At 70.0% G+C, this 26999-nt stretch carries 29 protein-coding genes, 1 tRNA gene and 1 pseudogene; 15 read left to right on the forward strand and 16 right to left on the reverse strand.

Annotation, left to right across the window (positions count from 1 at the left end; genetic code table 11):
- Nucleotides 1-2: 2 nt before the first annotated feature.
- Nucleotides 3-2432, reverse strand: a complete 2430-nt coding sequence (locus NKG98_RS12705; RefSeq protein ID WP_254766292.1) for a cbb3-type cytochrome c oxidase subunit I — start codon at nt 2430-2432, stop codon at nt 3-5.
- Complete coding sequence (gene coxB / locus NKG98_RS12710) at nt 2432-3259, reverse strand: cytochrome c oxidase subunit II (RefSeq protein WP_254766293.1); 828 nt, start codon at nt 3257-3259, stop codon at nt 2432-2434. Before coxB ends, NKG98_RS12705 begins: the two co-directional genes overlap by 1 nt.
- Nucleotides 3260-3478: 219 nt before the next feature.
- On the opposite strand from coxB, the gene NKG98_RS12715 reads away from it, so the two are divergent.
- Nucleotides 3479-3928 carry a response regulator gene (locus NKG98_RS12715; RefSeq protein ID WP_254766294.1) on the forward strand — a complete coding sequence of 150 codons (450 nt, stop codon included), beginning with the start codon at nt 3479-3481 and terminating at the stop codon, nt 3926-3928.
- Between the two features lie 52 nt (nt 3929-3980).
- Nucleotides 3981-4961, forward strand: coding sequence for an MBL fold metallo-hydrolase (locus NKG98_RS12720; protein ID WP_254766295.1), 981 nt, complete (start codon nt 3981-3983; stop codon nt 4959-4961).
- A 69-nt stretch (nt 4962-5030) separates the two neighbouring features.
- Here the strand turns inward: NKG98_RS12720 and NKG98_RS12725 are convergent, their stop codons facing one another.
- Complete coding sequence (locus NKG98_RS12725; RefSeq protein WP_254766296.1) at nt 5031-5198, reverse strand: DUF1931 family protein; 168 nt, start codon at nt 5196-5198, stop codon at nt 5031-5033.
- Between the two features lie 265 nt (nt 5199-5463).
- Here NKG98_RS12725 and larB point away from each other — a divergent pair, with 265 nt between their 5' ends.
- The 3 genes from larB to NKG98_RS12740 all read left to right on the forward strand — a co-directional run bounded on the left by larB (nt 5464) and on the right by NKG98_RS12740 (nt 6843).
- Nucleotides 5464-6222 carry a nickel pincer cofactor biosynthesis protein LarB gene (gene larB, locus NKG98_RS12730; RefSeq protein WP_254766297.1) on the forward strand — a complete coding sequence of 253 codons (759 nt, stop codon included), beginning with the start codon at nt 5464-5466 and terminating at the stop codon, nt 6220-6222.
- Nucleotides 6223-6359: 137 nt separating this feature from the next.
- Nucleotides 6360-6509 carry a DUF7563 family protein gene (locus NKG98_RS12735; protein WP_425504411.1) on the forward strand — a complete coding sequence of 50 codons (150 nt, stop codon included), beginning with the start codon at nt 6360-6362 and terminating at the stop codon, nt 6507-6509.
- 85 nt (nt 6510-6594) lie between these two features.
- Nucleotides 6595-6843 (forward strand): GIY-YIG nuclease family protein, encoded by a 249-nt coding sequence (locus NKG98_RS12740; RefSeq protein ID WP_254766298.1) that lies wholly within the window; start codon nt 6595-6597, stop codon nt 6841-6843.
- On the opposite strand, the gene NKG98_RS12745 is transcribed toward NKG98_RS12740, so the two are convergent.
- On the reverse strand, nt 6840-7433 hold the full coding sequence (locus NKG98_RS12745; protein WP_254766299.1) for an NADPH-dependent FMN reductase: 594 nt from the start codon (nt 7431-7433) through the stop codon (nt 6840-6842). The two genes, NKG98_RS12740 and NKG98_RS12745, sit on opposite strands and share 4 nt — an antisense overlap.
- A 90-nt stretch (nt 7434-7523) precedes the next feature.
- Here NKG98_RS12745 and NKG98_RS12750 point away from each other — a divergent pair, with 90 nt between their 5' ends.
- Nucleotides 7524-8912: a phosphoglucomutase/phosphomannomutase family protein gene (locus NKG98_RS12750; protein WP_254766300.1), complete on the forward strand. Its 1389-nt coding sequence runs from the start codon at nt 7524-7526 to the stop codon at nt 8910-8912.
- Between the two features lie 19 nt (nt 8913-8931).
- Here the strand turns inward: NKG98_RS12750 and NKG98_RS12755 are convergent, their stop codons facing one another.
- Entirely contained in the window at nt 8932-9453 is a 522-nt protein-coding gene (locus NKG98_RS12755; RefSeq protein ID WP_254766301.1) for a hypothetical protein, read from the reverse strand.
- A gap of 110 nt (nt 9454-9563) precedes the next feature.
- Between NKG98_RS12755 and NKG98_RS12760 the strand changes: the two are divergent.
- A pseudogene (locus NKG98_RS12760) lies at nt 9564-9815 on the forward strand (hypothetical protein); the annotation flags it as partial.
- A 235-nt stretch (nt 9816-10050) separates the two neighbouring features.
- On the opposite strand, the gene NKG98_RS12765 reads toward NKG98_RS12760, so the two are convergent.
- Complete coding sequence (locus NKG98_RS12765; protein WP_254766302.1) at nt 10051-10710, reverse strand: metallophosphoesterase family protein; 660 nt, start codon at nt 10708-10710, stop codon at nt 10051-10053.
- 54 nt (nt 10711-10764) lie between these two features.
- Nucleotides 10765-11355 (reverse strand): IMP cyclohydrolase, encoded by a 591-nt coding sequence (locus NKG98_RS12770; protein ID WP_254766303.1) that lies wholly within the window; start codon nt 11353-11355, stop codon nt 10765-10767.
- Nucleotides 11356-11445: 90 nt separating this feature from the next.
- Between NKG98_RS12770 and NKG98_RS12775 the strand changes: the two genes are divergently transcribed.
- Entirely contained in the window at nt 11446-12234 is a 789-nt protein-coding gene (locus NKG98_RS12775; protein ID WP_254766304.1) for a homing endonuclease associated repeat-containing protein, read from the forward strand.
- Between the two features lie 102 nt (nt 12235-12336).
- Nucleotides 12337-12409, forward strand: a tRNA-Gln gene (locus NKG98_RS12780).
- Nucleotides 12410-12641: 232 nt separating this feature from the next.
- Here NKG98_RS12780 and NKG98_RS12785 read toward each other — a convergent pair.
- Both NKG98_RS12785 and NKG98_RS12790 read right to left on the reverse strand, forming a co-directional pair.
- On the reverse strand, nt 12642-12800 hold the full coding sequence (locus tag NKG98_RS12785) for a hypothetical protein (RefSeq protein ID WP_254766305.1): 159 nt from the start codon (nt 12798-12800) through the stop codon (nt 12642-12644).
- 119 nt (nt 12801-12919) lie between these two features.
- Nucleotides 12920-14278, reverse strand: coding sequence for an oxidoreductase (locus NKG98_RS12790; RefSeq protein WP_254766306.1), 1359 nt, complete (start codon nt 14276-14278; stop codon nt 12920-12922).
- A gap of 97 nt (nt 14279-14375) precedes the next feature.
- On the opposite strand from NKG98_RS12790, the gene NKG98_RS12795 reads away from it, so the two are divergent.
- The gene (locus tag NKG98_RS12795) at nt 14376-14906 is read left to right on the forward strand and encodes a GNAT family N-acetyltransferase (RefSeq protein WP_254766307.1); all 531 of its coding nucleotides are present in this window, start codon (nt 14376-14378) and stop codon (nt 14904-14906) included.
- A 7-nt stretch (nt 14907-14913) separates the two neighbouring features.
- Here NKG98_RS12795 and cgi121 read toward each other — a convergent pair whose 3' ends face one another.
- Entirely contained in the window at nt 14914-15411 is a 498-nt protein-coding gene (cgi121, locus tag NKG98_RS12800) for a KEOPS complex subunit Cgi121 (RefSeq protein ID WP_254766308.1), read from the reverse strand.
- Nucleotides 15411-17747 carry an ATP-dependent DNA helicase gene (locus NKG98_RS12805; protein WP_254766309.1) on the reverse strand — a complete coding sequence of 779 codons (2337 nt, stop codon included), beginning with the start codon at nt 17745-17747 and terminating at the stop codon, nt 15411-15413. The genes cgi121 and NKG98_RS12805 overlap by 1 nt, the downstream gene beginning before the upstream one ends.
- 110 nt (nt 17748-17857) lie before the next feature.
- On the opposite strand from NKG98_RS12805, the gene NKG98_RS12810 reads away from it, so the two are divergent.
- Complete coding sequence (locus NKG98_RS12810) at nt 17858-18292, forward strand: universal stress protein (RefSeq protein WP_254766310.1); 435 nt, start codon at nt 17858-17860, stop codon at nt 18290-18292.
- A gap of 6 nt (nt 18293-18298) precedes the next feature.
- Here the strand turns inward: NKG98_RS12810 and NKG98_RS12815 are convergent, their stop codons facing one another.
- Both NKG98_RS12815 and NKG98_RS12820 read right to left on the reverse strand, forming a co-directional pair.
- Entirely contained in the window at nt 18299-19507 is a 1209-nt protein-coding gene (locus tag NKG98_RS12815; RefSeq protein ID WP_254766311.1) for an inorganic phosphate transporter, read from the reverse strand.
- Between the two features lie 46 nt (nt 19508-19553).
- Nucleotides 19554-20306 carry a class I SAM-dependent methyltransferase gene (locus NKG98_RS12820; protein ID WP_254766312.1) on the reverse strand — a complete coding sequence of 251 codons (753 nt, stop codon included), beginning with the start codon at nt 20304-20306 and terminating at the stop codon, nt 19554-19556.
- 149 nt (nt 20307-20455) lie between these two features.
- Here NKG98_RS12820 and NKG98_RS12825 point away from each other — a divergent pair, with 149 nt between their 5' ends.
- The gene (locus tag NKG98_RS12825; RefSeq protein WP_254766313.1) at nt 20456-20701 is read left to right on the forward strand and encodes a ferredoxin; all 246 of its coding nucleotides are present in this window, start codon (nt 20456-20458) and stop codon (nt 20699-20701) included.
- A gap of 78 nt (nt 20702-20779) precedes the next feature.
- Here the strand turns inward: NKG98_RS12825 and mdh are convergent, their stop codons facing one another.
- Entirely contained in the window at nt 20780-21694 is a 915-nt protein-coding gene (gene mdh, locus NKG98_RS12830) for a malate dehydrogenase (protein WP_254766314.1), read from the reverse strand.
- Nucleotides 21695-21857: 163 nt separating this feature from the next.
- Between mdh and NKG98_RS12835 the strand changes: the two genes are divergently transcribed.
- Genes NKG98_RS12835 through NKG98_RS12845 form a run of 3 tightly spaced genes read left to right on the forward strand, consistent with a single transcriptional unit; the run spans nt 21858 to nt 23516 of the window.
- Nucleotides 21858-22304, forward strand: coding sequence for a TIGR00725 family protein (locus NKG98_RS12835; protein WP_254766315.1), 447 nt, complete (start codon nt 21858-21860; stop codon nt 22302-22304).
- A gap of 50 nt (nt 22305-22354) precedes the next feature.
- Entirely contained in the window at nt 22355-22786 is a 432-nt protein-coding gene (locus tag NKG98_RS12840; RefSeq protein ID WP_254766316.1) for a GNAT family N-acetyltransferase, read from the forward strand.
- A 49-nt stretch (nt 22787-22835) separates the two neighbouring features.
- Complete coding sequence (locus tag NKG98_RS12845; RefSeq protein WP_254766317.1) at nt 22836-23516, forward strand: Sjogren's syndrome/scleroderma autoantigen 1 family protein; 681 nt, start codon at nt 22836-22838, stop codon at nt 23514-23516.
- Between the two features lie 162 nt (nt 23517-23678).
- On the opposite strand, the gene NKG98_RS12850 is transcribed toward NKG98_RS12845, so the two are convergent.
- The gene (locus tag NKG98_RS12850) at nt 23679-24107 is read right to left on the reverse strand and encodes a calcium-binding protein (protein WP_254766318.1); all 429 of its coding nucleotides are present in this window, start codon (nt 24105-24107) and stop codon (nt 23679-23681) included.
- 468 nt (nt 24108-24575) lie between these two features.
- Nucleotides 24576-26996, reverse strand: a complete 2421-nt coding sequence (locus tag NKG98_RS12855) for a DEAD/DEAH box helicase (protein WP_254766319.1) — start codon at nt 26994-26996, stop codon at nt 24576-24578.
- Between the last annotated feature and the right edge of the window lie 3 nt (nt 26997-26999).

A 26999-nucleotide genomic window follows, 5' to 3' on the forward strand; every position in this document is an offset into this window, starting at 1 on the left:
CCTCAGAAGAGGTAGAAAAGCGGGAAGAGGAAGACCCAGACGATGTCGACGAAGTGCCAGTAGAGGCCGAAGTACTCGACCGGCCGTTCGTCGTCGAGGTAGGCGTCGGCCGTCAGCACGCGGGAGACCATGAAGCCGGCGACGAGCAACCCGAAGATGACGTGTAAGGCGTGCAGTCCCGTCGTCACGAAGTACAGCGAGTACTGGAGGTCGGTGAACCAGTAGATGTCGTGGGCGAACTCCTGTCCCCACTCCCAGGCCTTGATGCTCAGGAACGTCAGCCCGAGCAGGAGCGTCGCCGAGAACGCACCGAGCAGGCCCTTCTTGTTCCCGCGTTCGGCCATCACGAGCGCGAGGACGACCGTGAAACTCGACGTGATCAGGACGTACGTGTTGATCAGCCCGGGCAGCGCCGACGGCGGCACCGGGTCCCAGGTCCCCCAGCCGACGTAGATGCGCATGAAGACGTACGCGCCGATGACGGCGCCGAAGACGACGACGTCCGAGGCGAGGAAGAACCAGACGCCGAGTTTCGTCCGCCCGACGCCGTCGAACGGCCAGCGCTCGGCGATCGCCATCTCCGGCGCGTCGAACCGCTCGCGGCCGAACCCGACGAGGGCGTAGCCGAGCACCGCGACCCCGAGGAGCGTCAGCGCGGGGTAGAAGGCGCCGACGCTCGTGAGGGCGGTCTCCGGCTCCTGCATCGCCTCGAACAGCGGCCGGAGCCCCGCGAAGCCGGCGATCATCACGGTCAGCCCCGCACCGATGGCGAACGGCCAGATGCTCGCGTGGTCGGCGTGGGCCTCGGCGGGCCGCGCCCGCTCGACCGCCTCGACGGCGCCGCCGTCGGGCGCGGCGGCGTCCTCGCGGAACTCGAGACGGCCGCTGGCGTAACTCGGCCGGCCGGACCAGTTGTCAAGCGGCGGCGGCGAGGGGATCGCCCACTCGAGGGTCCGCGAGTACGTCCACGGGTTGTCGGGCGCGTCGGGGCCGGAGACGAGGCTCTTGCCCAGCGTGTAGAAGATCAGGAGCCACGACGCGCCGAGGACGAACGCCCCGACGGTCATCACCTGGTGGTAGATCCCCAGTTCGGGCGCGAACTCGAAGACCCGGCGGGGGGTCTCCCAGGCGAGGAACATCGGGAAGTAAAGCAGGTTGAACCCGAGGAAGTAGACGGCGAAGCTGAGTTTCCCGAGGAACTCGTCGTACATCTTGCCGGTGATCTTCGGCCACCAGTAGAAGAGGCCGCCGACCAGCGCCGTCACCCCCGAGACCATCACGTAGTGGAAGTGGGCGACGACCCAGTAGGTGCCCCGGAACTCGAAGTCGAGTACGACCGCGCCGAGGAACACCCCGGTGATCCCGCCGAGGATGAACAGCAACAGCGCGCCGAGGTTGAACAGGAACGGGGTCGTCAGCCGGATCTGGCCCTTGACGAGGGTGTAGATCAGGGCGAAGACCATGAGGTCGAACGGCAGGGAGATGCCGATGGTCGTCGCCATGAACAGCGTCTTGATGGGCAGGTTGATCGTCGTCAGGAACATGTGGTGCATCCAGACGAGGAACGACTGGACCGCTACCAGCACCATCGCGATGATGACCCACTTCCGGCCGACGATCCGGCGACCGGCGAACGTCTGGAACGTCTCGAACATGATCCCCAGCGCCGGGAAGAAGACGATGTACACCTCCGGGTGCCCGAAGAACCAGAACACGTGCGCCCACAGGAGGCTGCCCGCGCCCTCGCGCGAGAAGTACTGGGTCAGGAGGACGCGGTCGGCCGACAGCAGGATCAGCGCGGCCAAAAGCGCCGCGAACGCGAACAGCATCATCCACACCGTCAGCAGCCACGACCACGTGAAAAGCGGCACGTTCCAGAGGCCGAGCCCCTCCGCGCGGGAGTAGTGGATCGTCGTCAGGAAGTTCACCGAGCCCAGCGTGATCGAGAGGACGAACACGCCGAGCGCGAGGATCGTGGTGTTGCCGCCGATACTCGGCGTGTAGATCGGGATGTTCAGCGGGGCGTACATCGTCCAGCCGCCCATGAACGCCCCGTCCTGGAAGAACGAGAGGAAAAACAGCACGACCGACGAGAGGTAAAACCAGTACGAGAGGGCGTTCAGCCGGGGGAACGCGAGGTCCTTCGCTCCGATCTGCAGCGGGACGAGGTAGTTCGCCAGCCCCGCCGCGAACGGCGAGAGAAACAGGAAGACCATCACCAGCCCGTGGATGGTCACGGCCTGATTGTAGCCGCTTGCCGAGAGGAGGATCTCGCCGGTGCCTAGGAGTTCGATCCGGAACAGCAACGAGAGCACGCCCCCGAAGACGAGCGTGAAAAGCGCCGTCAGGAGGTAGAGGACGCCGATGTCCTTGTGGTTGGTCGTGACGAACCAGCGCTTGATCGACGTTCGCGGGGGGAGGTCGCCGGCCATCAGTTCTCACCTCCGTCCGCGGTTTCGTTCCCGCCGTCGGTCTCGTTGCCGCCGGCAGTTTCGTTGCCGGCGGTCTCGTTGCCGGCGGTCTCGTTGCCGCCGTCACCGCCTCCGCCGTTCTCGCCGCCGTCCCCGGACGCCTGCTCGTCGACCCACCCCTCGTACTCCTCCTGCGGGACGACGACGAGGTCGGCTTCCATCTGGGAGTGGCCCTCGCCGCAGAGTTCGAAGCACTCGATGCGGTACTGCTCCTCCTCGCCGCCGTCGAGCGCGGGCGTCTGGAACCACGTCCGGTCGTACTCGTTCGGGATCGCGTCGGCCTTGACGCGTAGCTCCGGCGCGCCGAAACTGTGCCAGACGTCCGTCGACGTCACCGTCAACCAGACCGTCGTGTCCTCCGGGACGACCATCTCGCCGCTTGACTCGAACTCCCCGCCCTGTCCGTCGTCGTAGATGAACGTCCAGCCGAACGCGAAGCCCTCGACGTCGATTTCGAGGGCCTCCTCGTCGGGTTCGTTCGCGTCCGGGCCGTCCTCGACGTACAGCAACAGGCCGTAGGTCCAGACGATCAGCGAGATGACGATGATCGCGCTCAGGCCGAACGAGACGAACAGTTTCCGGCCGCTGCCGCCGCCGGTCGGCAACTCGCCGACCGACGGCCGATCCTCGTCTCGATCCTCCGCGCCGTCGTGACGGTACTTGTAGACGTTGTAGAGGACGTACGCCACGACGACGATGCCGACGAGCGTCCCGAGCCCGAGGAAGACGAGGAAAATTTCCTCGAAGACGGCTACGCGCGACTGGACGCCGCTTTGGAGGGGGATCACCGGGCTCCGGTACCGCCTCGTCCCCCGTTGCCTTTCCCGTTGCAAGTGCAGGGCCGACGCCGTCGGGGACCGAGCGGGGCCGCGTCTGCCCGTACGGGTCGCGTAACCCAATCTATTTTGAGCGTACCCTTAACTGGGCGTCGGCGCAAGGGAGGAGTAACCGATGGGAACGAACGGGTGTGCGGTCGGGGGGACGGTCGAGGGCGCGACGGGGGCGCGGTGAACGGTCGGTATCCCGACGGGCCGGTCGAGATTCTGCTCGTCGAGGACGATCAGGACGACGTCCGCCTCACCCGGGAGGCGTTCGAGGCGGCGGACGTCGACGTCGACGTCGACGTCGCCACCGACGGCGAGGGGGCGCTGTCGTACCTCTCCCGGCGTGCCGACGACGGCCCGCCGCGACTCCCGGACCTCGTGTTGCTCGGCCTGAACCTGCCGGGGGTAGACGGGCTGGCGGTGCTCGGTTCGATCAGGGACGATCCGACCCTCGCGCGCCTGCCGGTGATCGTCCTGACGCGTTCCACGGACGACGCGGACGTCGTCGAGAGCTACGAGCGCCACGTGAACGCCTACCTCACGAAGCCGTCGACCCCCGACGAGTTCGTCGCGCTGGCCGAGGCCGTCGCGGAGTTCTGGTTCGAGACGGCCCGTCTGCCGCCGCTGCCGTAGGCGGCGACCGAGACCACAAGAGGGTAATCGATCGACGCGAAACCCGAGGGCGATGCACCGGATCGCGCTCGGCAACACCGTCTTCGAAGGGAACAACGACGCGTACCTCTTCGTCGGCGAGTCGACCGTCCTGCTCGACACCGGCGTCGCCGTCGGGGAGGCCCGCGAGGACCTCGCGGCCGGCCTCGCCGACCGCGGCGTCACGTTCGCGGACGTGGACGCGGTGGTCCTCACCCACTACCACGCCGACCACTCGGGGCTCGCGGGCGAGATTCAGGCCGAAAGCGGCGCGCCCGTCTACGCCCACGCGGCCGACGCGCCGCTGATCGCCGGCGACGCGGACGCGTGGGCGGACCTCGAAGCGACCCAGCGGCGCCTGTTCGAGGAGTGGGGAATGCCCGAAGACGCCCGCGAGGAACTGCTCACCTTCTTCGAGGCCGGCGAGGGAATCTACGGCGACCCCGTCGACGTCACGCCCGTCGCGGACGGCGAGACGCTCTCGTTTGGCGACCTCGAACTGGAGGTGCTCCACGCCCCCGGTCACACCGCGGGGCTCTGCTGTTTCGTCCCGACCGACGGAAACGAGGTCTTCACCGGCGACGCCCTCCTGCCGAAGTACACGCCGAACGTCGGCGGCGCGGACGTCAGGGTCGACCGGCCGCTCGAACGCTACGTCCGGACGCTGGAGACGCTCGCCGACCGCGGGTTCGACCGCGCGTGGCCGGGCCACCGCGATCCGATCGACGACCCGTCGGCCCGCGCCCGGGAGATCGTCGCCCACCACGAGGAGCGCGCCTACCGCGTCCTCTCGGCGCTCGCGGAGGGCGGCCCGGCCGACGCGTGGACCGTCAGCGCGCGGCTGTTCGGCGACCTCGAGAACATCCACATCCTCCACGGCCCGGGCGAGGCACACGCCCACCTCGAACACCTCGTCCGGACCGGCGACGTCGAACGCGACGGTGACGGGTACCGGATCGCGGACGGGATCGCGGAGCGACTCGCGGTGCTCGACGGGGAGCGCTGGCCGCTGTAAGGGGTCCCGCCGGGAGAGAGCCCCGGCTACGGGGTCGGCGTCGATAAAAGGGTGTTCCGGTGGCGTTCCTTACAGGTCGCGGGGCTGGACCGTCTTCCGGTCGTTGGCCTCCGCGCGTCGGGCGGCGTCGTCGAGCAGCTCGGAGACTTCCTCGTCGAGTGCGTCGTAGAAGTCCGAGGCGACGTTCTTCTCATCGAGCGCTTCCTTCACGGCGGCTTTGACGATAAGGTCTGCCATACGGTGTATCCGTTTCCCCTTACCCCTTATAATAATTGTGGTTGTGTTCTCCCAAAACGGGCTGTCGGCGGCCGACACGGGAGTTTCGACACGGCCACCCACCGGAAAGTATATGACTGATGAGTTACCGACGGGTATCGCTGGTCCCGTTCAGCGGGCGAGATGCGCTCGCGCGCGGTCGTACGACGGATGCGCTCTCGCGCGCGCGCCCTCGGCCGCGGTCGCGCGCCGACGGATTCGAGTAGTCGGCCCCCCGACTGGAGGTATGCGCGAACTCCTCGAGGCCGTCGCCGCGGGCGAACTCTCCCCCGCCCGGGCGGAGGCCGAACTCAGGGGCTACGTAACCGACGAGGCGGGCCGGTTCGACGCGGCGCGGACGGCCAGACGGGGGATTCCGGAGGCGATATTCGCGCCCGGGAAGACCCCCGAGCAGGTCGCACGCCTCGCGCTCGCGGCCGTCGAGACGACCGACCGGGCGCTGGTCACCCGCGTCACCGACGCGCAGGCCGGGGCCGTCGAGGCCGCCGTCTCCGACGAGTTTCCCGACGCCTCGTTCGACCGCCGGGGGGTGACCCTGCTGGCGGCGGCCCCGGGGTACGAACCGCCGGACCTCGACGCCACGGTGGGCATCGTCACCGCGGGGACCGTCGACGGGCCGGTGGCCGAGGAGGCGCAGGTCGTCTGCGAGGACGCCGGCGCCGCCGTCGACCGAATCGACGACGTCGGCGTCGCCGCGCTCGACCGCCTCCTCGATCAGGTCGACCGCCTCCGCGAGGCGGACGTGCTGATCGTCGCCGCCGGCCGGGAGGGGGCGTTGCCGACGGTCGTGGCGGGACTGGTCGACACGCCGGTCGTCGGCCTGCCGGTTTCGAGCGGCTACGGTCACGGCGGCGACGGCGAGGCGGCCCTGCTGGGGATGCTCCAGTCCTGTACCGTCCTCTCGGTCGTCAACGTCGACGCGGGGTTCGTCGCCGGCGCGCAGGCGGCGCTGATCGCCCGTGCGGTCGACGGCGCCGGGGAGTGAAGGGTGACACGTGGTGACGTGACAGTTACCAGATTACGGAATATCGTTGTGGGATCGCAAAATCCTAACAGCGTTTGGGAAAGCGTATTTACCTGCTGCCCGGGTAGCTTCGCGTGCCGGTTCCCGCCGGCGTGACCATGCCCGAGTGTGACCACTGCGGCGCGCACGTCTCGGAGCGATTCGCACGCGTCTTCGCCGACGAGTACGGCGAGATTCACGCGTGTATTAGCTGTTCGGCGAACGCCGGAATCGCCGAAGTCGCGAGGGAGCGCGCCCGGAGCACCTGACCCCTCTCCAGCCCACCGAACCGTACGACGACCACCCGCCCCCGCGTACGTGACACTTTTCGTAGCGGCCGCCGAACGACGGCCGATGACCGACCACGTCGTCTACGTGCTCGAGTGCGCCGACGGCACCCTCTACACCGGCTACACCACCGACCTCGAGCGCCGTGTCGCCGAACACGAGGCCGGCGACGGCGCGAAGTACACCCGCGGGCGCGCCCCCGTCGAGGTCGTCCACAGCGAGCGCTACGCCTCGAAGTCGGCGGCGCTGTCGCGCGAACACGAGATCAAGTCGCTCTCGCGCGCGGAGAAGGAGACGCTGGTCGGCCTCGACTAGTCGTCGACCGCGGCCGTCCGCGGCGTGGTCACGTCGGGGTCGATGGAGGCGTACTCGACGAGCATCCGACCGAGTTTCCCGACGCGCTCTTCGAGGTCCGGGTCGACGAACGCGCGGCCGTCGACCGCGTCGGGGTCGGCCTCGAACCGCTCGGAGGCGTTTCGGATGCCGACCTGGTGGGGCAGCACCCAGCCGTGGACGCCGCGGACCGTGATCCGGAGGTGGTCGAGCGTGCTTCCGTAAGAGCCCCCGCCGGCGGTCGCGAGCAGGCCGACGGTGGTGTCCTCGTACTCGTCGAACCCGCAGTAGTCGTGGAAGTTCTTCAGCGCGCCCGAGTAGGAGCCGTGATAGACCGGCGAGCCGAGGGCGACGGCGTCGGCCTCGCGGACGGTCCGCGTCAGCTCCGCGGCGTCGCCCCGCTCGCCGACGTCGGGGTCGTAGACGGGGAGGTCGTACTCGCGGAGGTCGAGCAGCCGGGTCTCGGCGCCGGCGTCCTCGGCGGCGTCGAGGACGTATCGCAACGCGGTCCGGGTGTAACTTCCGTCGCGAAGACTGCCGGAGACGGCGACGACGGAGGGCGTCGGGTCCATACGCCGGCTAACGGATCGATCCTGAAAACCGCGTCGCTCCCTCGGCCCCGCCCCCGTCGCCTTTTTCGACCCGCGCGACGACATGCGCGTATGGAGACGATCAGCTTCGGCACCGACGGCTGGCGGGCGACCCTCGAGGAGTTCACCGCGCCGCGGGTCCGCGCGGTCGGGCAGGCGGTCGCCTCGTACCTCCGCGACGAGGGCCTCGACGCGCCCGTCGCGGTCGGCTACGACGCCCGCGGGAGTTCCCGCGGCTTCGCCGAGGAGTTGGCCCGCGTCCTCTGTGCGAACGGCTTCGACGTCCTGCTGCCCGAGCGCGACCGGCCGACGCCGCTGTTCGCGTTCGGCATCGTCGACCGCGACCTCGCCGGCGCGCTGGTCGTGACGGCCTCGCACAACCCGCCGGAGTACAACGGCGTGAAGTTCGTTCCCGCCGACGGCGCGCCGGCGCTCCCCGAGGTGATGGACGCCATCGACGACCGCCTCGCCGAACCGGACCCGCTGCCCGAGTCCGAGCACGGCCGCGTCCGCGAGGTGGACTTCGTGGACCCGCACGCCGAGAGCTGTCTCGAACTCGTGGCGTCGGTCGCCGGCGAGGCCGACCTCGACGGCCTCACGGTAGCCTACGACGCCATGCACGGCAGCGGCCGGGACACCACCGACGCGTTGCTCTCTCGTGCCGGCGCCTCGGTCGAGCGTCTGCGCTGCGAGCGCGACCCCGAGTTCGGCGGCGCCTCGCCCGAACCCGCCCCGGAGAACCTCGCCGACCTCGTCGAGACCGTCCGATCGGGCGAGGCCGACCTCGGAATCGCCAACGACGGCGACGCCGACCGGCTGGCGGTCGTCACCCCCGAGCGGGGTTACCTCGACGAGAACCTCTTTTTCGCCGCGCTGTACGACTTCCTCCTCGAAGCCGACTCGGGGCCGGCGGTCCGCACCGTCTCGACGACGTACCTGATCGACCGCGTCGCCGAGGCCCACGGCGAGTCGGTCCACGAGGTCCCCGTCGGCTTCAAGTGGGTCGCCGAGGCGATGGCCGACAGCGACGCCCTCGTCGGCGGCGAGGAGTCAGGCGGCTTCACGATCCGGGGTCACGTCCGGGAGAAAGACGGCGTGTTGATGGCGCTCGTGGCCGCGGCCATGCACGCCGCGGAACCGATCGACGAGCGCGTCGACCGCCTGCTCGACGAGCACGGGACCGTCGTCCAGAACAAGATCAGCGTCGCCTGTCCGGACCACGAGAAGGCGCGCGTCCTCGGGGACCTCGAAGCGGAGATTCCCGACGCCGTCGCCGGGACGCCCGTCGCCGACGTCAACACCGCCGACGGTTTCAAACTCCGCCTCGAAGACGGCTCGTGGCTGCTCGTCCGCCCCAGCGGCACCGAACCCGTCCTCCGGGTGTACGCCGAGGCCGAGAGCGACGACCGGGTCGCGGAGTTGCTGGAGGCCGGCGAGGGACTCGTCGAACCGCTGGTCTGAGTCCGTCCTCCGCCCGGTCCTACCGCGGTCCCGTCTCGCCCTCCCGAGAACCGATCCACGACCCGAGGGTCAGCCCGTAGATCGCGTGGCCGACGTGGAACACCGTCGTCTCACCGGCGTCGAGGTCCTCATCGAGCAGGCCGTCGAGAACGACGCGCTTCCCGACGACCGACAGCGCGAGTCCGTAGCAGAGTCCGAGCAGCGTCGCTCGCGTCTCGGGTGCCGTCGACCTCGACGGGGGCAGGCGTTCGTGTGCGAGGGCGAACGCCGCGCCGGCGCTCGCCCCGTACAGCAGGTGGAGGTGTAGCGCAAGCAGCGAGTACTCCTCCGGCCCCTGCCCCTCCCGGCCGGCGTACTTCGCCCAGAGCGGGGCCGCCGGCGGGAGCGCCCGCGTGAGGGGGAGCCGGTAGAGGGTCATCGCCACCGTAGCGATCACGCCACCGACGACGCCCCACACGAGCGTCTCCACGAGCCGGGAGTCGTCGCCGAGGTCGGCGGACGCCTCGCGAACGTCGCGTCGGAAGGAACGGTCGAGCGCCATCGGTACTCGTTCGTCCGTCGCGGGGAAAGGCCTACCACTTGCGAGGGGGCCCGTTGCGGGTTGCCATCTCCGGGCCGGCGTTTACCGGTCCGCGCCCCGTCGAGGGGGACATGAGCCAGCGCGAGCACGACGAGGCGGCGTACATGGAGTTGCCGCCGGACGCGTGGCACCAGACCGAGGAGGGCAACTACTACGTCGACTGCCCGGAGTGTGGGTCGGCGGCGACGCTGACGAACGTCGTCACGCACGGCCGCTGTAACGGCTACCTCGACCAGCGCGAGGACGAGACCGAACTCGACGAGGAGGCGATGGACTGCACCGCGAAGCTCTGGTTCGAACTCGGCTACGTCTCCGACCCCGACGGGACGACGACCGACGGGGCCGTCGGCGAGTCGGCGGGCGAGGACGAGGCCGCGGCGCGAGCGGAGGGCGACCGCGAGGACGACACCGTCGGCCGGGACCGGCCGCCGGGGACCGACGGCACGGTCGAGGACGCGGGACCGGAGGCGGGGACCGGCACGCGGGACGAGGACGAGAACGTCGCCGGCCCCGCCTCGGAGGAGGCCGAGGATTCGAGCGCCGGCCACTGACCCGTCTTCACTGCCCGCGCGCGAGGCGCGCCCCGATCCGTTCGGGCAGGCCCGCCTCGGCGACCGCCTCCTGGACGCGGTCGACGTCGTAGGCGACGCGGTGGGTCTCGACCGCCATCGTCTCCAGGTCGACGACCGCGTAGGCCGCCCGCGGGTCGCCGTCGCGGGGCTGGCCGACGCTCCCCGGGTTGACGACGATCCCTTCGGCGTACTTCTCGGCGTGCTGGACGTGGGTGTGGCCGAGCACGAGCACCTCCTCGCCGTCGAGTAGCCGCGGCGAGAACTCCTCGGGGTAGGTGTACCGGTCGGGGTCAGCCGGGTGGCCGTGGACCAGTTTGACCCGGTCGTCGAACTCCCGGCGCTCGGTCGGCAGCGATTCGAGCCACTCCCGCTGGTCCTCGTGTAACTCCTGACGGGCGTGTTCGACGCCGGCGCGGGCCATGCTGTTGAACCCGAACGCGGTTCCCTCGACGACGGCCGCGTCGTGGTTGCCGAGCACCGTCGGCACGTCGCGCTCGCGGAGTTCGTCGACGCACTCGGCCGGCCACGGGTTGTAGCCGACGACGTCGCCCGCGCAGGCCAGCGCGTCGACCGCGGGCATGTCCGCGAGGACCGCTTCGAGCGCCGGCAGGTTACCGTGGAGGTCGGAGACGAGTCCGACTTTCATGGTCGTCGGGTACGCCCGCTATCGGTTTGTAGTTTCGCCGCCGCGGTCGGTCGATCACTCACCGTTCTCGACCGCCGTCTCGAACCCGTCGTCGGTCCGGGCGACCCCCGCCGCGCAGACGGCGTGCTCGAACTCGAGGTCGTAGGCCTCCCGCGCGGCGGCCGCGGCGTCGTCGGCCTCGAACGGGAACGCCTCGGGCGCGTCCCGCTCGTAGGTCGCGACCAGCGTCGGTTCCTCGACGGTCTCGACCAGCAGGGCGTCCCGGCGGACGGTGCCGATCAGTGCCGCGCCGTCGTCGTCGATCGTCGCGGCGATGCGGGGCGTGTCGTAGTCGTCTTTCTCGTAGTCGAGCGCGAGCAAACTCGTCGCGAGGGCGTCGCGGGCGGGGTAGCCCAGTTCGAGTTTCTCCGCGATCGGGTCGACGTGCGAGCCGTTGCCGACGGCGACCGCCTCGCCCGCCGGCGTCTCGACGACGCGCAGGCAGTTGTACGAGACGTAGGGGTTGTCCGTCTCCGGGGCGTCCGCGGTCGGCCCGACGGTGAGGGCGTCCTCGCGCTCTGCGATCTTTCGATTCGGGAACGACCGCGAGGAGACGCGGTAGGCGCCGACCCCGGGTCCGACGACGACGAAGCGTCCGACGTACATACTCGGTGGTGGGCGGGAGAGGGGAAAAGGGGTGGCGGTTCGCGGCCGCCGAACCCCGAGTTTATCTACCAGAACGCGGCGAAACGGGGCGTGACGACGGAAGCGGAGTGCCTCGAAGCGTTGTGCGAGGCCGCGACCCGATTCGGCGAGTCGCCGACGAAAGCACAGTACGAGGCGCTGGGGCTGACGCCCGCGTCGGCGACGATCGTCCGGACGGTCGGCGGGTGGAACGAGGCGAAAAGACGGGCGGGTCTCGAGACGTACCCGTCTACGGGCCCTCGCGTCCGGCCGAAACCGCCCGACGTCGACCTTCCGGACGGTCTCGTCTGGGAGGAGCTATCGGCCGATCAGCGGTGGTACTACCGGAACGTCGAGTGGAACACGGAACGGTCGCTTCGCCGCCGTTCCCGCCTTCGTTCGTGGCTCACCGACCGAAAACGCGAACGTGGTTGTGCCCGGTGTGGGCTCGAGACGCCGGCGTGTCCGGATTTCCACCACGTCGACCGAACCGCCAAGGAGATGGCGGTCGGTCGAATGATCACGTACGGGTACGGGAAAGACGCGCTCCGAGAGGAACTCGCGAACTGTGAGGTCCTGTGTGCGAACTGCCACCGGAAGCTACACTATACGCCACCGGAACGGAGCCAGCGACGGTGGGTTCACGAGCAAAAACGGGCTACCGGGTGCCGCCGCTGTTCGGAGACGGACCCCGCGTGTCTGGACTTTCACCACGTGAGCGGAACGAAGGAGGCAACCGTCGCGGAACTGATCTCGGACGGCCGACCCAGAGAGCGGATTCGCGCCGAAATGGACCGCTGTCGTGTTCTCTGTGCAAACTGTCACCGAACCGAACACGCCCGGGACCGACGGAATCAGTAGCGGCCGGTGCCGGCCGATACGCACGAGCGTCTCGCGTTCACCGCCGCCCGTGTCCGAATCGAAAGGGATAAACGACCCCCCACCATACGTTGCACCGCGCGTAGTCCATTGGGGTAGTGGCCAATCCTGTCAGCTTCTGGGGCTGACGACCCTGGTTCGAATCCAGGATGGACTACTTCTCCGCCGCTTCGTTTCGACTCGAAGATATCCCCAGCGACGCCCGTCGATCTCCAGTCGAAACGAAGGGGTCGCCGAGCGCCATCGTCGACGCCGCTAGCTCCCTTTCGGCCGCCCCACGGGCGGCTACGGGCCAACTCCGCTCCGACGGGACGGGAGGTGGGGTCGATTCGCGCTCCGCTCGCTCTCCCTGCCGTCGGTCACGGGCCGTGGCGCGTCGTCGATTCCGGCTACTCCTTGGCCCGGACCCGTTCGAGCAGGCAGTCGACGCCGCAGTAGTAGTGTCGAATCTCCCGCGTGGAGCCTTTGAACTCCATCGGTTTGACGACCTCGATCCGCGAGTCGGTCCCTTCGTCGATCGGTTCCATGCAGACGGTACACTGTGGCACGTCCCTCACCCGTTGTCGCCCGGTTTCGGTTCGCCCTCGGCGGGCGGTCGGTCCCCCCTTCTCCGCCGTGGTACGTGTTGACGTCACGCACTTCTGACTTATCGGTGTATCGGCCGAACTCACTCCCCGCCGGTCCCGTACGCGCCCGCCCGCTCCAGTTCGCCCCGCCGACGGAGTACGGGCGGCGTCCGGCAGATGCCCGGTGCGCCGGTCACCTGCGGGACCGTGCAGTTGTTACAGCTCTCGCAGAGGACCCGGACGTCGGACTCGCGGCCTCCCTCGTCCGCCGCTCTCTCGCCGTCGAGCAGGCGCGCGCCCAGTCGCGGTTCGGCGTAGAACGGTCGGGCCATCCCGACCGCGTCGCAGGCGGGCGGTTCGTTCGACCCGCCTCCGAGCAGCCGATCCATCCGGCCGCGCTCGCGGATCCCGCCTTCGGCGAGCACCGGAATCGCGACCGCCTCGCGCACGCGCCGACAGAACCCCTCGTTCCACGCCGGTTCGAAGTCGTACCACAGCGACTCGGCCCGGTTCGCGGCCGCGACCAGCCGCCGGCGCCGGGGGCCGCCGAAGGCCGCGTCGTAGCCCTCGCGGAGCGACTCGTTCTCCCACGCCCTGTCGGGATAGGCGCCGCGGACGACGCTCATGTCCCAGAAGACGGAGGTTTCCACCGGCACGACGGCGTCGTAGCCGAGCCGTTCGAGCCGGCGTGCGATCTCGACGCCGTCGTCGAGCGAGAGCCGCGGCCCGATCCCGGGCGGGCTGGGCGTCTCGGCTGGCACCTTCGTCATCAGGGGGACGTCGCCGGCCCGGTCGCGGACCTCGTCGCGGACGAGCGCGAGGAACGCGAGACGGGCCTCCGGCGAGCCGCCGAACTCGTCCTCCCGGCGGTTGTAGAACGGCGAGAGGAACTGCTGGACGATCCCCATGTTCGCCCCCGAGACGTGGATGCCGTCGTAGCCCGCGTCGACGGCGTACGCCGCCGACCGGCCGAAGTCGGCCGCCAGTTCGTACACCTCGTCGGTCGAGAGGACGTGCGGGTCGTAGTCGAGAACCCCCAGCCGGTCTAGCAGCCGCAGGGGCCACGGCGGTCGGGAGACCGCGAGCTGTTCGAGGCCGGGGTTCGCCGCGCGGTAGGCGGCGTGCCACGTCTCCATGCTCCGGAGGCCGCCGTGTTCCAGCTGGAGGAAGATCCGGCCCCCGTGGTCGTGGATCCGGTCGGTGAGCCGCGAGAGCCGCGAGACGAACGCCGGGTCGTGGACGCGGGTCATCCCCGGCGCCGCGCAGCCGCCCTCGCCGCGGACGATCGTCGCCCCCTGACAGACGAGGCCGACGCCGGACTCGGCCGCGGGTTCGAGGTCGTCGATCAGCGTCTCGACGGCGTCGGGGCCGTTGCCCGCGCATTCGAGCAGCGGCGCCCGGTAGAGCCGGTTCGGTACCTCGACGCCGCCGATATCGAGCGGGTCCTCGAGGGTCGCCATACGCCGGGTATCACGGGGGCACACAAGAGGGTAGTGCCGGTGGGAACGGCTGTCACACCGCGGCGAGCTTGAAGTGCGGGCGCGCCGAGTTCCGGGTATGCCCGGTGCCGTCTTTCTCGACGGGGACACCGTCGAACTGCGAACGATCGAGCGCGAGGACGCCGCGTTCCTGACGGGACTCCTCGACGACCCGCGGGTCCGCCGCGACATCGGCTCCTACGCGCCGCTGAACGAGGTCCAGGAACGCGAGTGGATCGACTCCCTCGGCGAGTCGGAGGGCGTCCGGCTTCTGGTCGCCGTCGACGGGGACCCGGTCGGGACCGTCGGCCTCGACGACCCGAACGACGTCTGGGGGACGACCGAACTCGGCTACATGATCGATCCCGACCACTGGGGGAACGGCTACGCGACGGACGCGGTCTCGCTCGCCTGTCGGTACGCGTTCGCCGAGCGGCGACTCGACAAGGTGTACGCCTGCGTCTACGAGACGAACCCCGCGTCACAGCGCGTCCTCGAGAAGGTCGGCTTCGTCGAGGAGGGGCGGCTCCGCGAGGAGGCGTTCGTCGAGGGCGAGCGCGTCGACCTCCACCGGTACGGGCTGCTCGCCGACGAGTGGTTCGACGACTGAATCGCCGTCACTTCTCGACGTCGAGCAGCGCCACCCGCTCGCGGACCAGGTCCCCGAGGGTCGCGTCGGTCGCCGCCAGTTCGGCGTCGGTGACGCCGAAGAACGACTGCAGGGTCGTCTCGTCGTGCTGGTCGAGCGCCGGCCCGGGGTCGACGAGCGCTTCGAGGTCGGCGATGGCCCCCTCCTCGCCGTCGTCGTCGTCGCCGTCGACCAGCACGACGACCCGGTTCTCGCCCTCGTCGACGCCCATCTCGAGTGCCCGGTCGATCTGCCGGCGGCCGGCGGCGTACAGCAGGATCTCGACGGCCCGGTCGCGGGCGACGTTCTCGCCGCGTTCGATCGCGCGGTCGGCCAGTTCGACGGCCCGTTCGAGGTGCGCGTGGTCGACGACGTAGCGGGCGTCGAACGCCTGCACCGTCGTCCCGTGGCGGTCGCCGATCTCGCCCAGCCGCGCGACGAACTCGTCGAGGTCGTCGATCTCGACGGTGCCTTCGAGTAGCTTCATCAGAAATCACTCAGGCTGGACTGGCTCTCGGCGTCGTCGGTCTCGGCCGCCGGTTCCTCGGCGGCCGTCGTGTGCCCGCTCGACGCGCTCTCGAACGCCGCGTCCTCGCGCTCGCGCTCCTCGACGCCGTCCATCGAGGGGTCCTCGCGGCCGGCGTTCTCGAGGATCGTCTCGGCGGTCTTCGTCCCGCGCAGCGCCGCGAGGACGACGCCCTTGTCGGCCTCCCGGAGGTCGGCCGGCGTCTCGATGCCCGCCGCGTACAGCCGGCGGGCGCGCTTGCGGCCCACGCCGCGGATCGAGACGAGTTCGAGCAACTCCTCGCGCACGCCGTGTTCGACCCGCGCGCGGGCCTCGCGGACGGCGACGGTCCACTCGCTGTCGATCTCTGCCGCGAGCGACTCCGCCGCGCCGAGCAGCCACTCGGCGGTGTCGACCTTCCCGCGGAGGTCGCCCGGCCCGATCTTGTAGCGGTCGGTGAGCCGATCCTCGTCGGTCTCGTCGGCCCAGTCTTCGAGCAGTTTGCCGGTCTTCAGCGCCGCGAGCCAGTCCTCGAAGCGGTCGTCCTCGTACTCGCTCGGCAGGTCGCCCAGCAGTTCGTCCTCGCGCTCGTAGAACAGCTCCGCGAAGCGCTCGTCCTCGCCCGAACGCAGGTAGAGCTCGTACATGTCCGGCGTCCGGGAGAGAAGCTGGTAGAGCCCGAGCGCCGTGGGCCGCTCGTCGGCCGATTCGAGGCCGTGGACGATCGTCGCGGCGCTCATCGGGTCGAGGTAGAGCCGCGAGACGGTGTGGCCGAGCCCCGTCGCACGCAGTTCGACCTCGTCGGGGTCGGCCAGTTCGGCGGCGGAGGTGAACCCGTCCGGCTCCTCGCGACCCCCGTCGCGCTCGACGAAGTCGTTCGTTTCGAGGTACGCGAGCACGGAGTCGGTGACCGTCTCCAGCCGGCCCGCCTCGGTCGACTGGCTGGCGTACAGCGTCTCCTCCATGAACTCGAGCAGCCCCTCGCGCGTGCGGGCGAAGCCGGAGGCGATCGTCGCCAGCACGTGGGTCCGGAGCGCGGGCTCGGCGGCGAGTTTCGACCGGACGGGCTCGGGGTCGGCCCAGACGTAGCGCTCGAACAGGTCCTCGCGCTCGTCGTGGCTCTTCGCCAGCAGGACGGCCTCGCCGTAGGGGTCGAGCCCCGGCCGGCCCGCCCGGCCCATCATCTGGTGGACTTCGAGCACCGACAGCGGGGCCATCCCGCCCGCGCTCGGGTCGAAGCGGCGCCAGTCGCGGACGACGACGCGCCGGGCGGGGGTGTTCACGCCCGCCGCGAGGGTGGGCGTCGCCGAGATCACCTTCAGCAGGCGCTCGCGGAAGGCGTCCTCGACGAGGCTACGGTGTTCGTTCGCCAGCCCCGCGTGGTGGAAGGCGGCCCCGCGCTCGACGCAGTCGGCGAGGTCGTCGCTCGTCTCGCTGTCGCTCACGTCGCGGATCTCGGCCGCGAGGTCCCGCAGGTCGTTGCGCTCGCCCTCTTCGAGCACGCGCGAACTGACGCTCGCGAGCCGGCGGGCGGCCGCCTCGGCGTTCCGGCGGGAGTTGACGAAGACGAGCGAGGAGCCCCCCTCGTCGAGAATGTCGGCGACGATCGCGGTCTCCTGTTTCTCCGTCCCCTCGACCGGGACCTCGCGGGTCGTCCCGTCGTCGAAGTGGAGCGCGTTCCCGTAGTGGACGCCGGTCCGGAGGTCGATCGGCCGCCAGTCGGTGTCGACGAGGTCGGCGTCGAGCCACTCCGCTATCTCGCCCGCGTTGCCGACGGTCGCGGAGAGGGCGACGACCTGCAGCCGCGGGTTCAGCTTCCGGAGTTTGGCGAGGGTGACTTCGAGCGTCGGTCCCCGCGAGCGGTCGTCGATGAGGTGGACCTCGTCGCTGACGACGCAGGTGAGGTCGGAGAGCCAGTCGGCGCCGTTTCGCACGAGCGAGTCGACCTTCTCGCTCGTGGCGACGATCAGGTCCTTCGTCGCGAGCCACTCGCTGGTCGACTCGTAGTTGCCCGTCGCGACGCCGGTGGTCACGCCGAACGCCTCGTAGGCGTCGAACTCCGCTTTCTTCTCGCTGGCCAGCGCCCGCAGGGGGACGATGTACAGCGCCGTCCCGCCGCGTTCGATCGCCGACAGCATCGAGAGGGCGGCGATCATCGTCTTCCCGCTGGCGGTGGGGACGGCGGCGACGAGGTTCTCCCCGTCGAGGATGCCCGCCTCCACCGCCTCCGCCTGCGGCGGGTAGAGCTCCTCGATGCCCTCCTCGCGGAAGTGCGAGACGGCGCCGGGCGGGAGCCCCGACAGCTCCTCGATACTCATTACCCTCGATTGGGGCGTCCGGCGGTTTAAACTGTCGTCTCGGGGACCGCTCGCCGGCCCGGCGTCCGCGCGGCGACAGAGGGATGGGGACGGCGGTCGAAGCCCGTCCCATGGTCGATCCCGATCTCGTCCTCGTCCCGTCGCTTGGGCGTCCGGACGAGGACGAGGCGCTCGCGTACGCCCTCGACGCGTTCCCCGGGGCCGACGTGATCCTGCTCGCGGTCGTCACGCCGCTGGACGCGCCGCTGAGCGAGGGGGCGGTGCTCGAACGGGACGAGAAGCGGGTCGAACGGGCGCGCCGTCGCTCGGCGGCCCTCATCGAGTCGGTGGCCGACCCGGAGACGGCCGACCGGGTCCGGATCGAGGTCGCGGAGGGCCGGCCCGGAACCGTCGTCCCCCGGCACGCGGCCGACCGGGACGTCGACCACGTCGTCGTATACGGCCACGACGGCGGGTCTGCGGGCCTCGTGCGTCGCGTCCTCGGGCGCGACGTCGCCACCACGGTCGTCGAGCGGACCTCGCGGCCCGTGACGGTCCTCAAGTGACGTCGCTCACCCGCCGACGACCGCCGCCAGCAGGTGGTAGACGCCGTAACCGACGACGGTCGAACTCCCGAGTGTCAGCAGCCAGAACGTGACCGTGACCCCCACCTTGCGCCGCGAGATGCCGGCCGACCCCGCCGCCAGCCCGCCGCCGACGACCCCCGAGAGGATGATGTTGTTCAGCGAGATCGGAATGCCGAGCGCGATCGCCAGTTGTGCGATGACGAACCCCGGGACGAGCGCGGCGATCGAGCGCCGGACGCCGAGTTGCGCGTACTCCCGGGAGGTCGCCTGTAGCAGCCGCGGTGCGGCCATCCAGGCGCCGGCGAGGATGCCCGCGGCGCCGAGCGCGAGCAGGGCCGTCCCCGGCAGGCCGAGCTGGATCCGGAAGAGGTGTTCGAGCGGCCCGGTCGCGAGCCCGACCTGAGAGCCGCCGGAGGAGAAGGCGACGATGCCGCCGAGGATAAGCAGGAACGACCGGATCCCGCCCTCGACCGAGGCGAGGACGCGCCGTCGCACCAGGTAGAACGCGAGGACGCCGATCGCCGCCGTCACGAGGACGGTCCCGAGGTCGACGCCCGCGACGAGCGTCGGACCGCCGCCGAACTGCCGGGCGACGAACCCCGAGAGCGTCCCCTGCTCGCCCGCCGGGTCCGGGACGACCCCGAGGCGGACGTTCGCGAGGATCACGCCGACGAGCCCCGCGAGCAGCGGCACGCCGACCGCCTCGGGGACGTCGTCGCGCCGCAGCAGGGTCGCCGTCGCGTAGGCCAGTCCGCCGGACATGATCGGCACCAGCAGCCAGAAGGTGCCGAGCCGTCGGTACATCTCGAACGCCGGATCGCCGCCGAGGGCGAGGCCGGCGCCGATGATCGCGCCCGTGGTGGCAAACGCCGCCGGGATGGGATAGCGCGTGTAGATTCCGATCGCCATGAACGTCGCGGCGGTGAGCAGCCCCGCGGTGGCCGCCAGCGGGGTGATCGTCACGCCGTCTATCAGGTCGGTGCCGATGGTCTCGGAGATGCTCCCGCCCTGAACGAGCGCCCCCGCGGCCGCGAGCAGGCCGACGACGAACGCCGCGCGCATCGTCGAAATCGCGTTCGCGCCGATGGCCGGCGCGAACGGCGGCGAGTTGCTGTTGGCGCCGAGCACCCACGCCATGAACAGACACGTGACGACCGCGACGCCCACCAGCAGCGTAAACGAGGACGGTACCACCCGATACAGTACGTTCGACTCGGGCAAAACAGTTCCGTCGACTGTCTCATTCTCTCTCCAGTACGGCCGCGTACGTCCGGTCCCTGACGTCGACGTCGGCCACGGTCCACGGCGTGCCGATCGTCGCGTCGGCGAGGCGGTCGGGGCCGAAAAGCAGGAACTGCAGCGTCGGTCCGACCTCGCGGGCCGGGTCGCGGTCGTCGGCCGGTTCGTACTCGAAGTGGAAACACCGGCGGGCGATCCCCTCGCGGGGGTCCGGCCGGTACCCCAGCAACGCCTCGTCGACCGCCGCCGGGTCGTAGTTGTGGACGACGGCCCGCCCGTCCTCGTCGGTGAGCCGGGCGAACTCGGCGAGGAGGTCGCGCACGCCCGCGAGCGACCCGGCGAGGCCCACCTGCGTGCCGAACGCGAACGCGGTTCGGAACCGGTCCCGTTCGAACGCCGGGTCGAACATGTCCATCACGCGCGCGTCGTCGACGCCGCGCTCGCGCGCCGCTTCGACGGCGGCCGGACTCGCGTCGATCCCGGTCACGTCGACGCCCCGGTCCTGTAACCACAGCGCGTGCTTTCCCGCGCCGCAACCGGCGTCGAGGACGGGCCCGCCCCACGAGGCGATCCGGTCGAGGAGCGCGACCGTGTCGTCGTCCCACTCCGCCGGCGGTGCGAAGTAGTACTCGCGGACGCGCCCGTCGGCTGTCCGCGCGCCGTCGCGGTAGCGGAGGTCACCGGGGTCGCCGCGCCCGTAGTCGCGCATCGCCCGTCCGAGCGGATCGGCCCGCCGGCGTGCGTCGGTCGCCATGGTGGGGCCGACGGCCGAGCCGATAATAAAACCACGACGAAATGTGGTCACGAGTAACACGTGACATGGTATCGATGCACGTGATTCCGGAACGGACCCCGATTCGCCCCTCCGTCAGGGCTTTACCCGCGACCTGCAAAGATCGAGGCATGAAAATCGAGTTCGACCGCGACACCTGCATCGGGATGTACCAGTGTGTCGCCGAGTGGAGCGAGTTCGAGAAGGACACGTCCGCGGGGAAGGCCGTCCTCAACGACAGCGAGGAGGTCGAGGCGGACGTTTTCGTCCGCGAGGTCCCCGAGGGCGCGGAACTGGATGCGAAGTTCGCCGCGCGCACCTGCCCCGTCGACGCGATCACGATCTACGACGACGACGGCGAGCAGTTGATCCCGTAGCCCGCTCGCACGAACGCGCCACGGGGTCCTCGACGCGTCGACGGCGACGAAAAACGCGGTGTAGGGGGACGACTCCGTCTACGCGATCTTCTCGTACTGTTCGGTGAGCTTCTCGGCGGCCTCGCCGAGCTGGTTGCGCTCGAACTCGGTGAGGTCCCACTCGACGATCTCCTCGACGCCGTCGGCCCCGAGCTTCGCGGGGACGCCGAAGGCGGTGTCCTCGTGGCCGTACTCGCCTTCGAGTTTGACGCTGGCGGGCAACACCTCGCCGGTGTCCCGGAGGACGGCCTCGACCATGTGGCCGACGCCGGTGGCGGGGCCCCACTCGGTCGCGCCTTTCTTCTCGATGACGTTCATCGCCGAGGTCTGGAGTTCGCCGAGGAGCTCCTCTTTCTCGTCGTCGTCGAACTCGAGGTCGCGGCCGTTGACCCGCACCTTCGAGAAGACCGGCACCTGCGCGTCGCCGTGCTCGCCGAGGATCGTCGCCTCGACGTTTTGCACCGGCGCGTCGTAGCGCTGGGAGATGACGTAGCGAAACCGGGCGGAGTCGAGCCGGCCGCCGAAGCCGATCACCTTCTCGCGGGCGCGCTCGCCCGTCTCGTAGAGGTGGCGGTTGAGCAGGTCGACGGGGTTCGAGGTGGTGATGGTGACGAAGTCGTCGTTGTACTCGGCGATCGAGGAGCCGATGTCCTCCATGATCGGCGCGTTGTCGCCCGCGAGGTCGATCCGCGTCTGGCCCGGCGAGCGCGGGATGCCCGCGGTGATCACGACGACGTCCGACCCCTCGGTGTCCTCGTAGCCGCCCTGACGGACCGTCGTGTTCGAGTCGTAGGCCGCGCCGTGGTTGACGTCCGCGGCCTGCCCGACCGTGTCGTCTTCCTTGTCCGGGATGTCCACGAAGACGAGTTCGTCCGCGATCCCGCGCAGTGCGATGTTGTACCCCGCTGCGGCGCCGACCGTCCCGGCCGCGCCGACCACGCTAACTTTCGACATACCACGTGAGGATCGGCCCGCCGGCGCGTTAAATCCGTCGAAACCTGCGTTCCCGCACGTTTTGACGACACTCGGGTCGACGATCGTCGAAACGCTCGAACGCGTTCGACCCGCCCGCGGGGCGACCGAACCCGTCATGGCGCTCGCGCACGCTCGATCGAGTATGCGCGTCAGCGTCATCGGCGGCGGATCGATCCCGGACGAGGCGGCGGAGCGAGCCGCGGCCGTCGGCCGCGAACTGGGCCGGCGCGGCCACGTCGTCGTCTGCGGCGGCCGCGGCGGGACGATGGAGGCGGTCTGTCGGGGCGCGACGGCGGAGGGCGGCGAGACGATCGGCATCCTCCCGACTGCTCGCCCGTCGGACGCAAACGAGTACGTCGACGTTCCGATCGCGACCGGCCTCGGCCACGCCCGGAACGCGCTCGTGCCGCTGAACGGCGACGCCGTGATCGCCCTCTCGGGCGGTCCCGGCACCCTCACCGAGATCGGGTTCGCGCTGATCTACGACCTGCCCGTCGTCGGCCTCGAAACCCACGAGATCGCGGGCGTCGAGGCCGTCGAGACCCCCGAAGCGGCCGTCGATGCGGTCGAGGCGGCCGTCGAACGGTAGACCCGCGTTCGATCGTCACCGCTTTCTCCGTGCCGTCCCCGTCGCCCCGCATGGGCGACGAACCGACCCCGTCCGACGCGTACGCGATCCGGGAGGAACTCCCCGACGCCGAGACGTTCGCCGCGTTGCGCGAGGCGGCCGGCATGACGCCTCGCTCCCCCGAGGGGATCGAACGCGGCCTCCCCAACTCGCTGTTCGGCGTCGTCGCGGTCCACGAACCGACCGACGAGGTGGTCGGGATGGGCCGGATCGTCGGCGACGGCGGCACCGTCTACCACGTCTGTGACATGGCCGTCCACCCGGACCACCAGGGCCGCGGCCTCGGGACGCGGATCATGATCGCCATCGACGACTACCTCGCGGCGACGGCCCCGGAAGGCGCCTACGTGAACCTCGTGGCCGACGTCGACGGCTTCTACGAGCGCTTCGGCTTCGAGGAGACCCGGCCGGCCTCGAAGGGGATGTACCGCCGGATCGAGTGAACCGCGTCGGGTCGCAGGTTTTTCGACGTCCGGGAACCTGTAAACGCATATGAGCGACTTCGACAAGGAAGCCGAGCGCGAGAAACTCCGGGAGAAGTACGAGCGCGACGAGGCCGACCGGGAGGCCACCCGGCGGATGAGCGACCTCCTGCTCAAGGGCGCGACGATGACCAACACCCACTGTGGCACCTGCGGCGACCCGCTCTTCCGACAGGACGGCGTCACCTTCTGTCCGACCTGTCACGGGGGCCCCGCGGGCGTCGAGGGTCCGGATCTCGAACGGGAACCCGAGGCGGCCGGCGCCGAAGCGGACCGACCCGACGCCGAAGGCGAGACCGAGGCCGCCGACGCGTCGACGAAGCCGGAACCGACCGACGCGACCGGTCCGGGCGGGGCCGACTCGCCCTCCGAAATCGAGGTCGCGACCGCCGCTTCCGACCCGGCAGACGCGTCCCCGGGCGCCGCCGACGCCGCCGAGTCCGGCGACCGCACCGCCCGCGCCAGCGAGTCGAGCGCGGACCGTCGCGGGACGGACCGCCGCGGTCGCGACCGCCCCGCGGCGTCGAGTCCGGCGGTCTCCGGCGACCTCGAAGCCGGCCGCGACGCGCTCGTGGCCGCGCTCGAACGCTTCGCCCGCGAGGCGGCCGAGACCGACGACCCCCGGTACGCGCTGGAGTGTCTGGAGGCTGCCCGCGAGGCGAGCGAGGCGCTGGCGGCGCTGCGGGGCTGACGCGGGTCGATCCCGGATCGGGACGGTCAGGCTATCACGCCCACCGGGGAGACGACTCCCTCACGATCCGCTCCCACGGGAATCACGGACGAGACTCGAAGCGTTTCCGGGCCCGAGACACCGTGAACGGCCCCGCCGAGAAGGCGGGAGCCGTCGCGACACTCAGTCGAACGACGTGCGCACGAGGTTCAACTGCGGACTGAACATCGAGGCGCTATCGCTCAGCGTCTCCGAATCGCCGTCGTCGAGTTTGTTCTCGCGTGTGAAGAGGAACGCCGTCACCCCTTCCGCGTCGCCGCCGCCGTTGTCGTACCGGATGACGTGGCCGGCGTAATCGTCCGGGCTGTCGATCTCCGGAACCGTCTCCTCGTCGACCGTCTGCAGGACGCGCACGGTTATCGGTTTCGGCAGTTGCGCCATCACGTCGAGGCTCTCGCCGGGGTAAAAGTTAGGCGAGAACACCAACACTCGCTCCCCCTGTGCGGCCGCTGCCCCCGCCCCGGCGCCCGTGCCGAGTGCGAGCGCGCCCGACGCGAGCGCGCCCTTCTTCAGGACGGATCGGCGTGATTCGCCAAGCTGGTCGTATTTCATGCTTTCGTGCCCACCCCCTTGGGCACGAATTTGTTGCGTGCTAGCATACTTAACGACCGCAGATCGTTCCCGATTTGGTCGTCTATTGTCCGACCGGATGTCAGTAGTTACGTTCCGGCGGCACCGTCACGGTAAGTAGCCTGTTCAGTCGGCGGATAGTTACGTCACGTTGTTACAGCTGTCGAGTACGACTCCACGCCTGATACCACGCCGAAGCAGTCGTCGGCGCTGAAACGGACGACCGGCCCGCGTCGGCGTCGGCCCCGTCCGGTTCCGAGCGCGGTCACCGACGGACGCCGGTCGTCGATGGGGTAAACGGCTATTTCCGCGCTCCGATTCTCCGGACCGAGAACGTCTTCCGGGGCGACACGACCCGGTCCCTCCGAAGGCCCGAACGGGATGGGGACGTCCCGCCGGCCCGCGGCCCCGTCCCGGGGGGACCACCGTGAGGGGTTCGTCCGCGGGGTCTCACTTCGTCCCCGTGTATTCACTCCCGACGACCTCGCGGATCCGCTCGGCGGTCACCGTCCCGACGCCGTCGGCGTCCTGTAGTTCCCCCTCGCTCGCGGTCATCACCGCCTCGACGCTGCCGAACTCGTCGAGCAGCGAGCGGGCGGTGACGGGACCGATCTCGGCGATCGAGGAGACGACGTACTCCTGTTGTTCGCCCAGCGTCTTCGCGCCCTTCTCGCCGTGGACCGACACCTCGCGGTCGGCGGTCTCCTGCTCCCGGCGGGCGATCACCGCGAGCAGTTCCGTCGTGTCCTCCTCGCTTTCCGTTCTGAGCACGCTCGCGCCGAAGTCGACCGCGAGGCTCGACAGGGCGCCGCGGACGGCGTTCGGGTGGACGTCGCGTTGCTCGTACAGCCCTTCGCCTTCGACGATCACGACGGGCCGGGAGTAGCCCCGCGCCATCGCGCCCACCTGCTCGAACACCGACCGCTCGCCGCCGACGAGCGAGTCGACGAAGTCCGCGACGGACTTGCGCTCGACGACGACGCGGTCCGAGCAGACGTAGTCGCCCACGTCGAGCGTCTCGAGTCGGATCTCGATCCCGTCGCGCCGCGAGAGGTCGCGGGCGATGTTGGCGTCCATCTCCCGCTGGTCGGCGACGATTTCGACCGCGTCGCCCTCCGCGTGCGGGTCGTGGGTCTCGACGTCCTCGGCTTCCGCCCCGTCGGCGTCGCCCGCGAAGTCGTCGAGTCCGGGCCGGCTTCGAACCCCCCCGCTTCCACTGGACGTCCCGTTGCCTTCCTTCGATTCGCCGCCCCCGGCGTTCACTTTCGCTCCGCTCTCGAACGCGTCGAGCGACCGCTGGGCGTCGTCGAGTTCCTCCTCCAGGTCGTCGGCCATCCCCTTCAGGTCGCGCAGTTCCGACTCCATCTCCTTCTCGCGCCGGCGGGAGATCCAGAAGTAGGCCTCGTCGCGGGTGTCCTCGGCCATCAGGACGACGACCCGGCCCTCCGACTGCCGGCCCGTCCGGCCCTTGCGCTGGATCGACCGGATCGCCGTCGGCACGGGTTCGTAGAAGAGCACGAGGTCGACCTCCGGCACGTCCAGTCCCTCCTCGGCGACGGAGGTGGAGACGAGCACCTCGAACTCGCCGGCGCGGAACCGGTCGAGGACCGCCTGTTGCTGGGTCTGGGTCATTCCGTCCGACCCTTCGCGGTCGCCCTGCCCGACGAACCGCTCGGCGTCGAAGCTCTCGGAGAGGAAGTCCGTAAGCGCCTCCGCCGTGTCGCGGGACTCGGTGAAGACGATGACGCGCTCGCCGCCCTCCAGACCGAGGGTCTCGGCGAGTAGCATGCGGGTCTTGCGGTACTTCGGGTGGAGTTCGTCGAAGCTCTCCGCCTTGCGCATCGCCTCGCGGACCCGGGGATCGCTCACGAGCCGTTGGCTCGCCTTCGACGCCCCCGAGGTGCGCGCCTGGTTGCGCTGGCGCTCGAAGTACCGCCGGACGGCTTCGACGCTCTGGGTCTCGACGAGCGTGACCGCCTGCCGGAGCTTCATCACCTCCGCGTGGACGGACATCCCCTTGTACCCCTCCGACTGGTCGTTGTTGATGAGCGTCTGCAACTCCGCGCGCATCCGGTTGAGGTCCGTCTGTGACTGGTCGGGCTGGGTCGACTTCGCCACCCCCAGCTCCTTCAGCTTCTCCAGTCGGTCCCGGATCACCTCGTTTAGCGCGTCGCGGATCTCGAGGACCTCCTCGGGAAGTTCGATGCGCTCCCACTCGACGTCGGTGTCGTGGGTGAACTCCGCGACGTCGGCGTCCTCCTCGGTCATCACCTCCACCTCGCGGATGCCGAGGTTCTCGCAGACTTCGAGGATCGCCTCCTCGTCGCCGCCCGGCGAGGCCGACATGCCCGTCACGAGCGGGTCGCGGGCGTCCTCGTGGTAGCGCTCGGCGATGTAGTTGTACGCGTAGTCGCCGGTCGCGCGGTGGCACTCGTCGAAGGTGAGGTGGGTGACGTCCGAAAGCGAGATCCGACCCCCGACGAGGTCGTTCTCGATCACCTGCGGGGTCGCCATCACGATCCGGGCGTCCTCCCAGAGGGCGGCGCGGTCGTCGGGGCTGACGTCGCCCGTGAAGACGACGATCTCCTCGTCCGGAATCCGCAGCGCCTCCCGGTAGAAGTCGGCGTGTTGCGACACGAGGGGTTTCGTCGGCGCGAGCATCAGCGACTTGCCGCCGACCTCGTCGAGGCGGCGGGCCGTCACGAGCAGGCTCACCGTCGTCTTGCCGAGGCCGGTCGGCAGGCAGACGAGCGTGTGGTCGTTCGCCGCGGTACCGGCGAGTTTCAGCTGGTAGAGCCGCCGTTCGAGGAGGTCGGGTTCCAGCAGCGGGTGTTCGATCGTCGGCTGGCTCCCCTCGTCCGTCGCTGCCATTGG

The organism is Salinilacihabitans rarus (assembly GCF_024296665.1).
Taxonomy (GTDB): Archaea; Halobacteriota; Halobacteria; order Halobacteriales; family Natrialbaceae; genus Salinilacihabitans; species Salinilacihabitans rarus.

Bases quoted from the DNA above. Each gene is read 5' to 3' on its own strand.
- NKG98_RS12705 (WP_254766292.1), bottom strand. From the start codon at position 2,432: ATGGCCGGCGACCTCCCCCCGCGAACGTCGATCAAGCGCTGGTTCGTC.
- NKG98_RS12720 (WP_254766295.1), top strand. From the start codon at position 3,981: ATGCACCGGATCGCGCTCGGCAACACCGTCTTCGAAGGGAACAACGAC.
- NKG98_RS12725 (WP_254766296.1), bottom strand. From the start codon at position 5,198: ATGGCAGACCTTATCGTCAAAGCCGCCGTGAAGGAAGCGCTCGATGAG.
- larB (WP_254766297.1), top strand. From the start codon at position 5,464: ATGCGCGAACTCCTCGAGGCCGTCGCCGCGGGCGAACTCTCCCCCGCC.
- NKG98_RS12735 (WP_425504411.1), top strand. From the start codon at position 6,360: ATGCCCGAGTGTGACCACTGCGGCGCGCACGTCTCGGAGCGATTCGCA.
- NKG98_RS12740 (WP_254766298.1), top strand. From the start codon at position 6,595: ATGACCGACCACGTCGTCTACGTGCTCGAGTGCGCCGACGGCACCCTC.
- NKG98_RS12745 (WP_254766299.1), bottom strand. From the start codon at position 7,433: ATGGACCCGACGCCCTCCGTCGTCGCCGTCTCCGGCAGTCTTCGCGAC.
- NKG98_RS12750 (WP_254766300.1), top strand. From the start codon at position 7,524: ATGGAGACGATCAGCTTCGGCACCGACGGCTGGCGGGCGACCCTCGAG.
- NKG98_RS12755 (WP_254766301.1), bottom strand. From the start codon at position 9,453: ATGGCGCTCGACCGTTCCTTCCGACGCGACGTTCGCGAGGCGTCCGCC.
- NKG98_RS12765 (WP_254766302.1), bottom strand. From the start codon at position 10,710: ATGAAAGTCGGACTCGTCTCCGACCTCCACGGTAACCTGCCGGCGCTC.
- NKG98_RS12770 (WP_254766303.1), bottom strand. From the start codon at position 11,355: ATGTACGTCGGACGCTTCGTCGTCGTCGGACCCGGGGTCGGCGCCTAC.
- NKG98_RS12790 (WP_254766306.1), bottom strand. From the start codon at position 14,278: ATGGCGACCCTCGAGGACCCGCTCGATATCGGCGGCGTCGAGGTACCG.
- NKG98_RS12795 (WP_254766307.1), top strand. From the start codon at position 14,376: ATGCCCGGTGCCGTCTTTCTCGACGGGGACACCGTCGAACTGCGAACG.
- cgi121 (WP_254766308.1), bottom strand. From the start codon at position 15,411: ATGAAGCTACTCGAAGGCACCGTCGAGATCGACGACCTCGACGAGTTC.
- NKG98_RS12805 (WP_254766309.1), bottom strand. From the start codon at position 17,747: ATGAGTATCGAGGAGCTGTCGGGGCTCCCGCCCGGCGCCGTCTCGCAC.
- NKG98_RS12810 (WP_254766310.1), top strand. From the start codon at position 17,858: ATGGTCGATCCCGATCTCGTCCTCGTCCCGTCGCTTGGGCGTCCGGAC.
- NKG98_RS12820 (WP_254766312.1), bottom strand. From the start codon at position 20,306: ATGGCGACCGACGCACGCCGGCGGGCCGATCCGCTCGGACGGGCGATG.
- NKG98_RS12825 (WP_254766313.1), top strand. From the start codon at position 20,456: ATGAAAATCGAGTTCGACCGCGACACCTGCATCGGGATGTACCAGTGT.
- mdh (WP_254766314.1), bottom strand. From the start codon at position 21,694: ATGTCGAAAGTTAGCGTGGTCGGCGCGGCCGGGACGGTCGGCGCCGCA.
- NKG98_RS12835 (WP_254766315.1), top strand. From the start codon at position 21,858: ATGCGCGTCAGCGTCATCGGCGGCGGATCGATCCCGGACGAGGCGGCG.
- NKG98_RS12840 (WP_254766316.1), top strand. From the start codon at position 22,355: ATGGGCGACGAACCGACCCCGTCCGACGCGTACGCGATCCGGGAGGAA.
- NKG98_RS12845 (WP_254766317.1), top strand. From the start codon at position 22,836: ATGAGCGACTTCGACAAGGAAGCCGAGCGCGAGAAACTCCGGGAGAAG.
- NKG98_RS12850 (WP_254766318.1), bottom strand. From the start codon at position 24,107: ATGAAATACGACCAGCTTGGCGAATCACGCCGATCCGTCCTGAAGAAG.
- NKG98_RS12855 (WP_254766319.1), bottom strand. From the start codon at position 26,996: ATGGCAGCGACGGACGAGGGGAGCCAGCCGACGATCGAACACCCGCTG.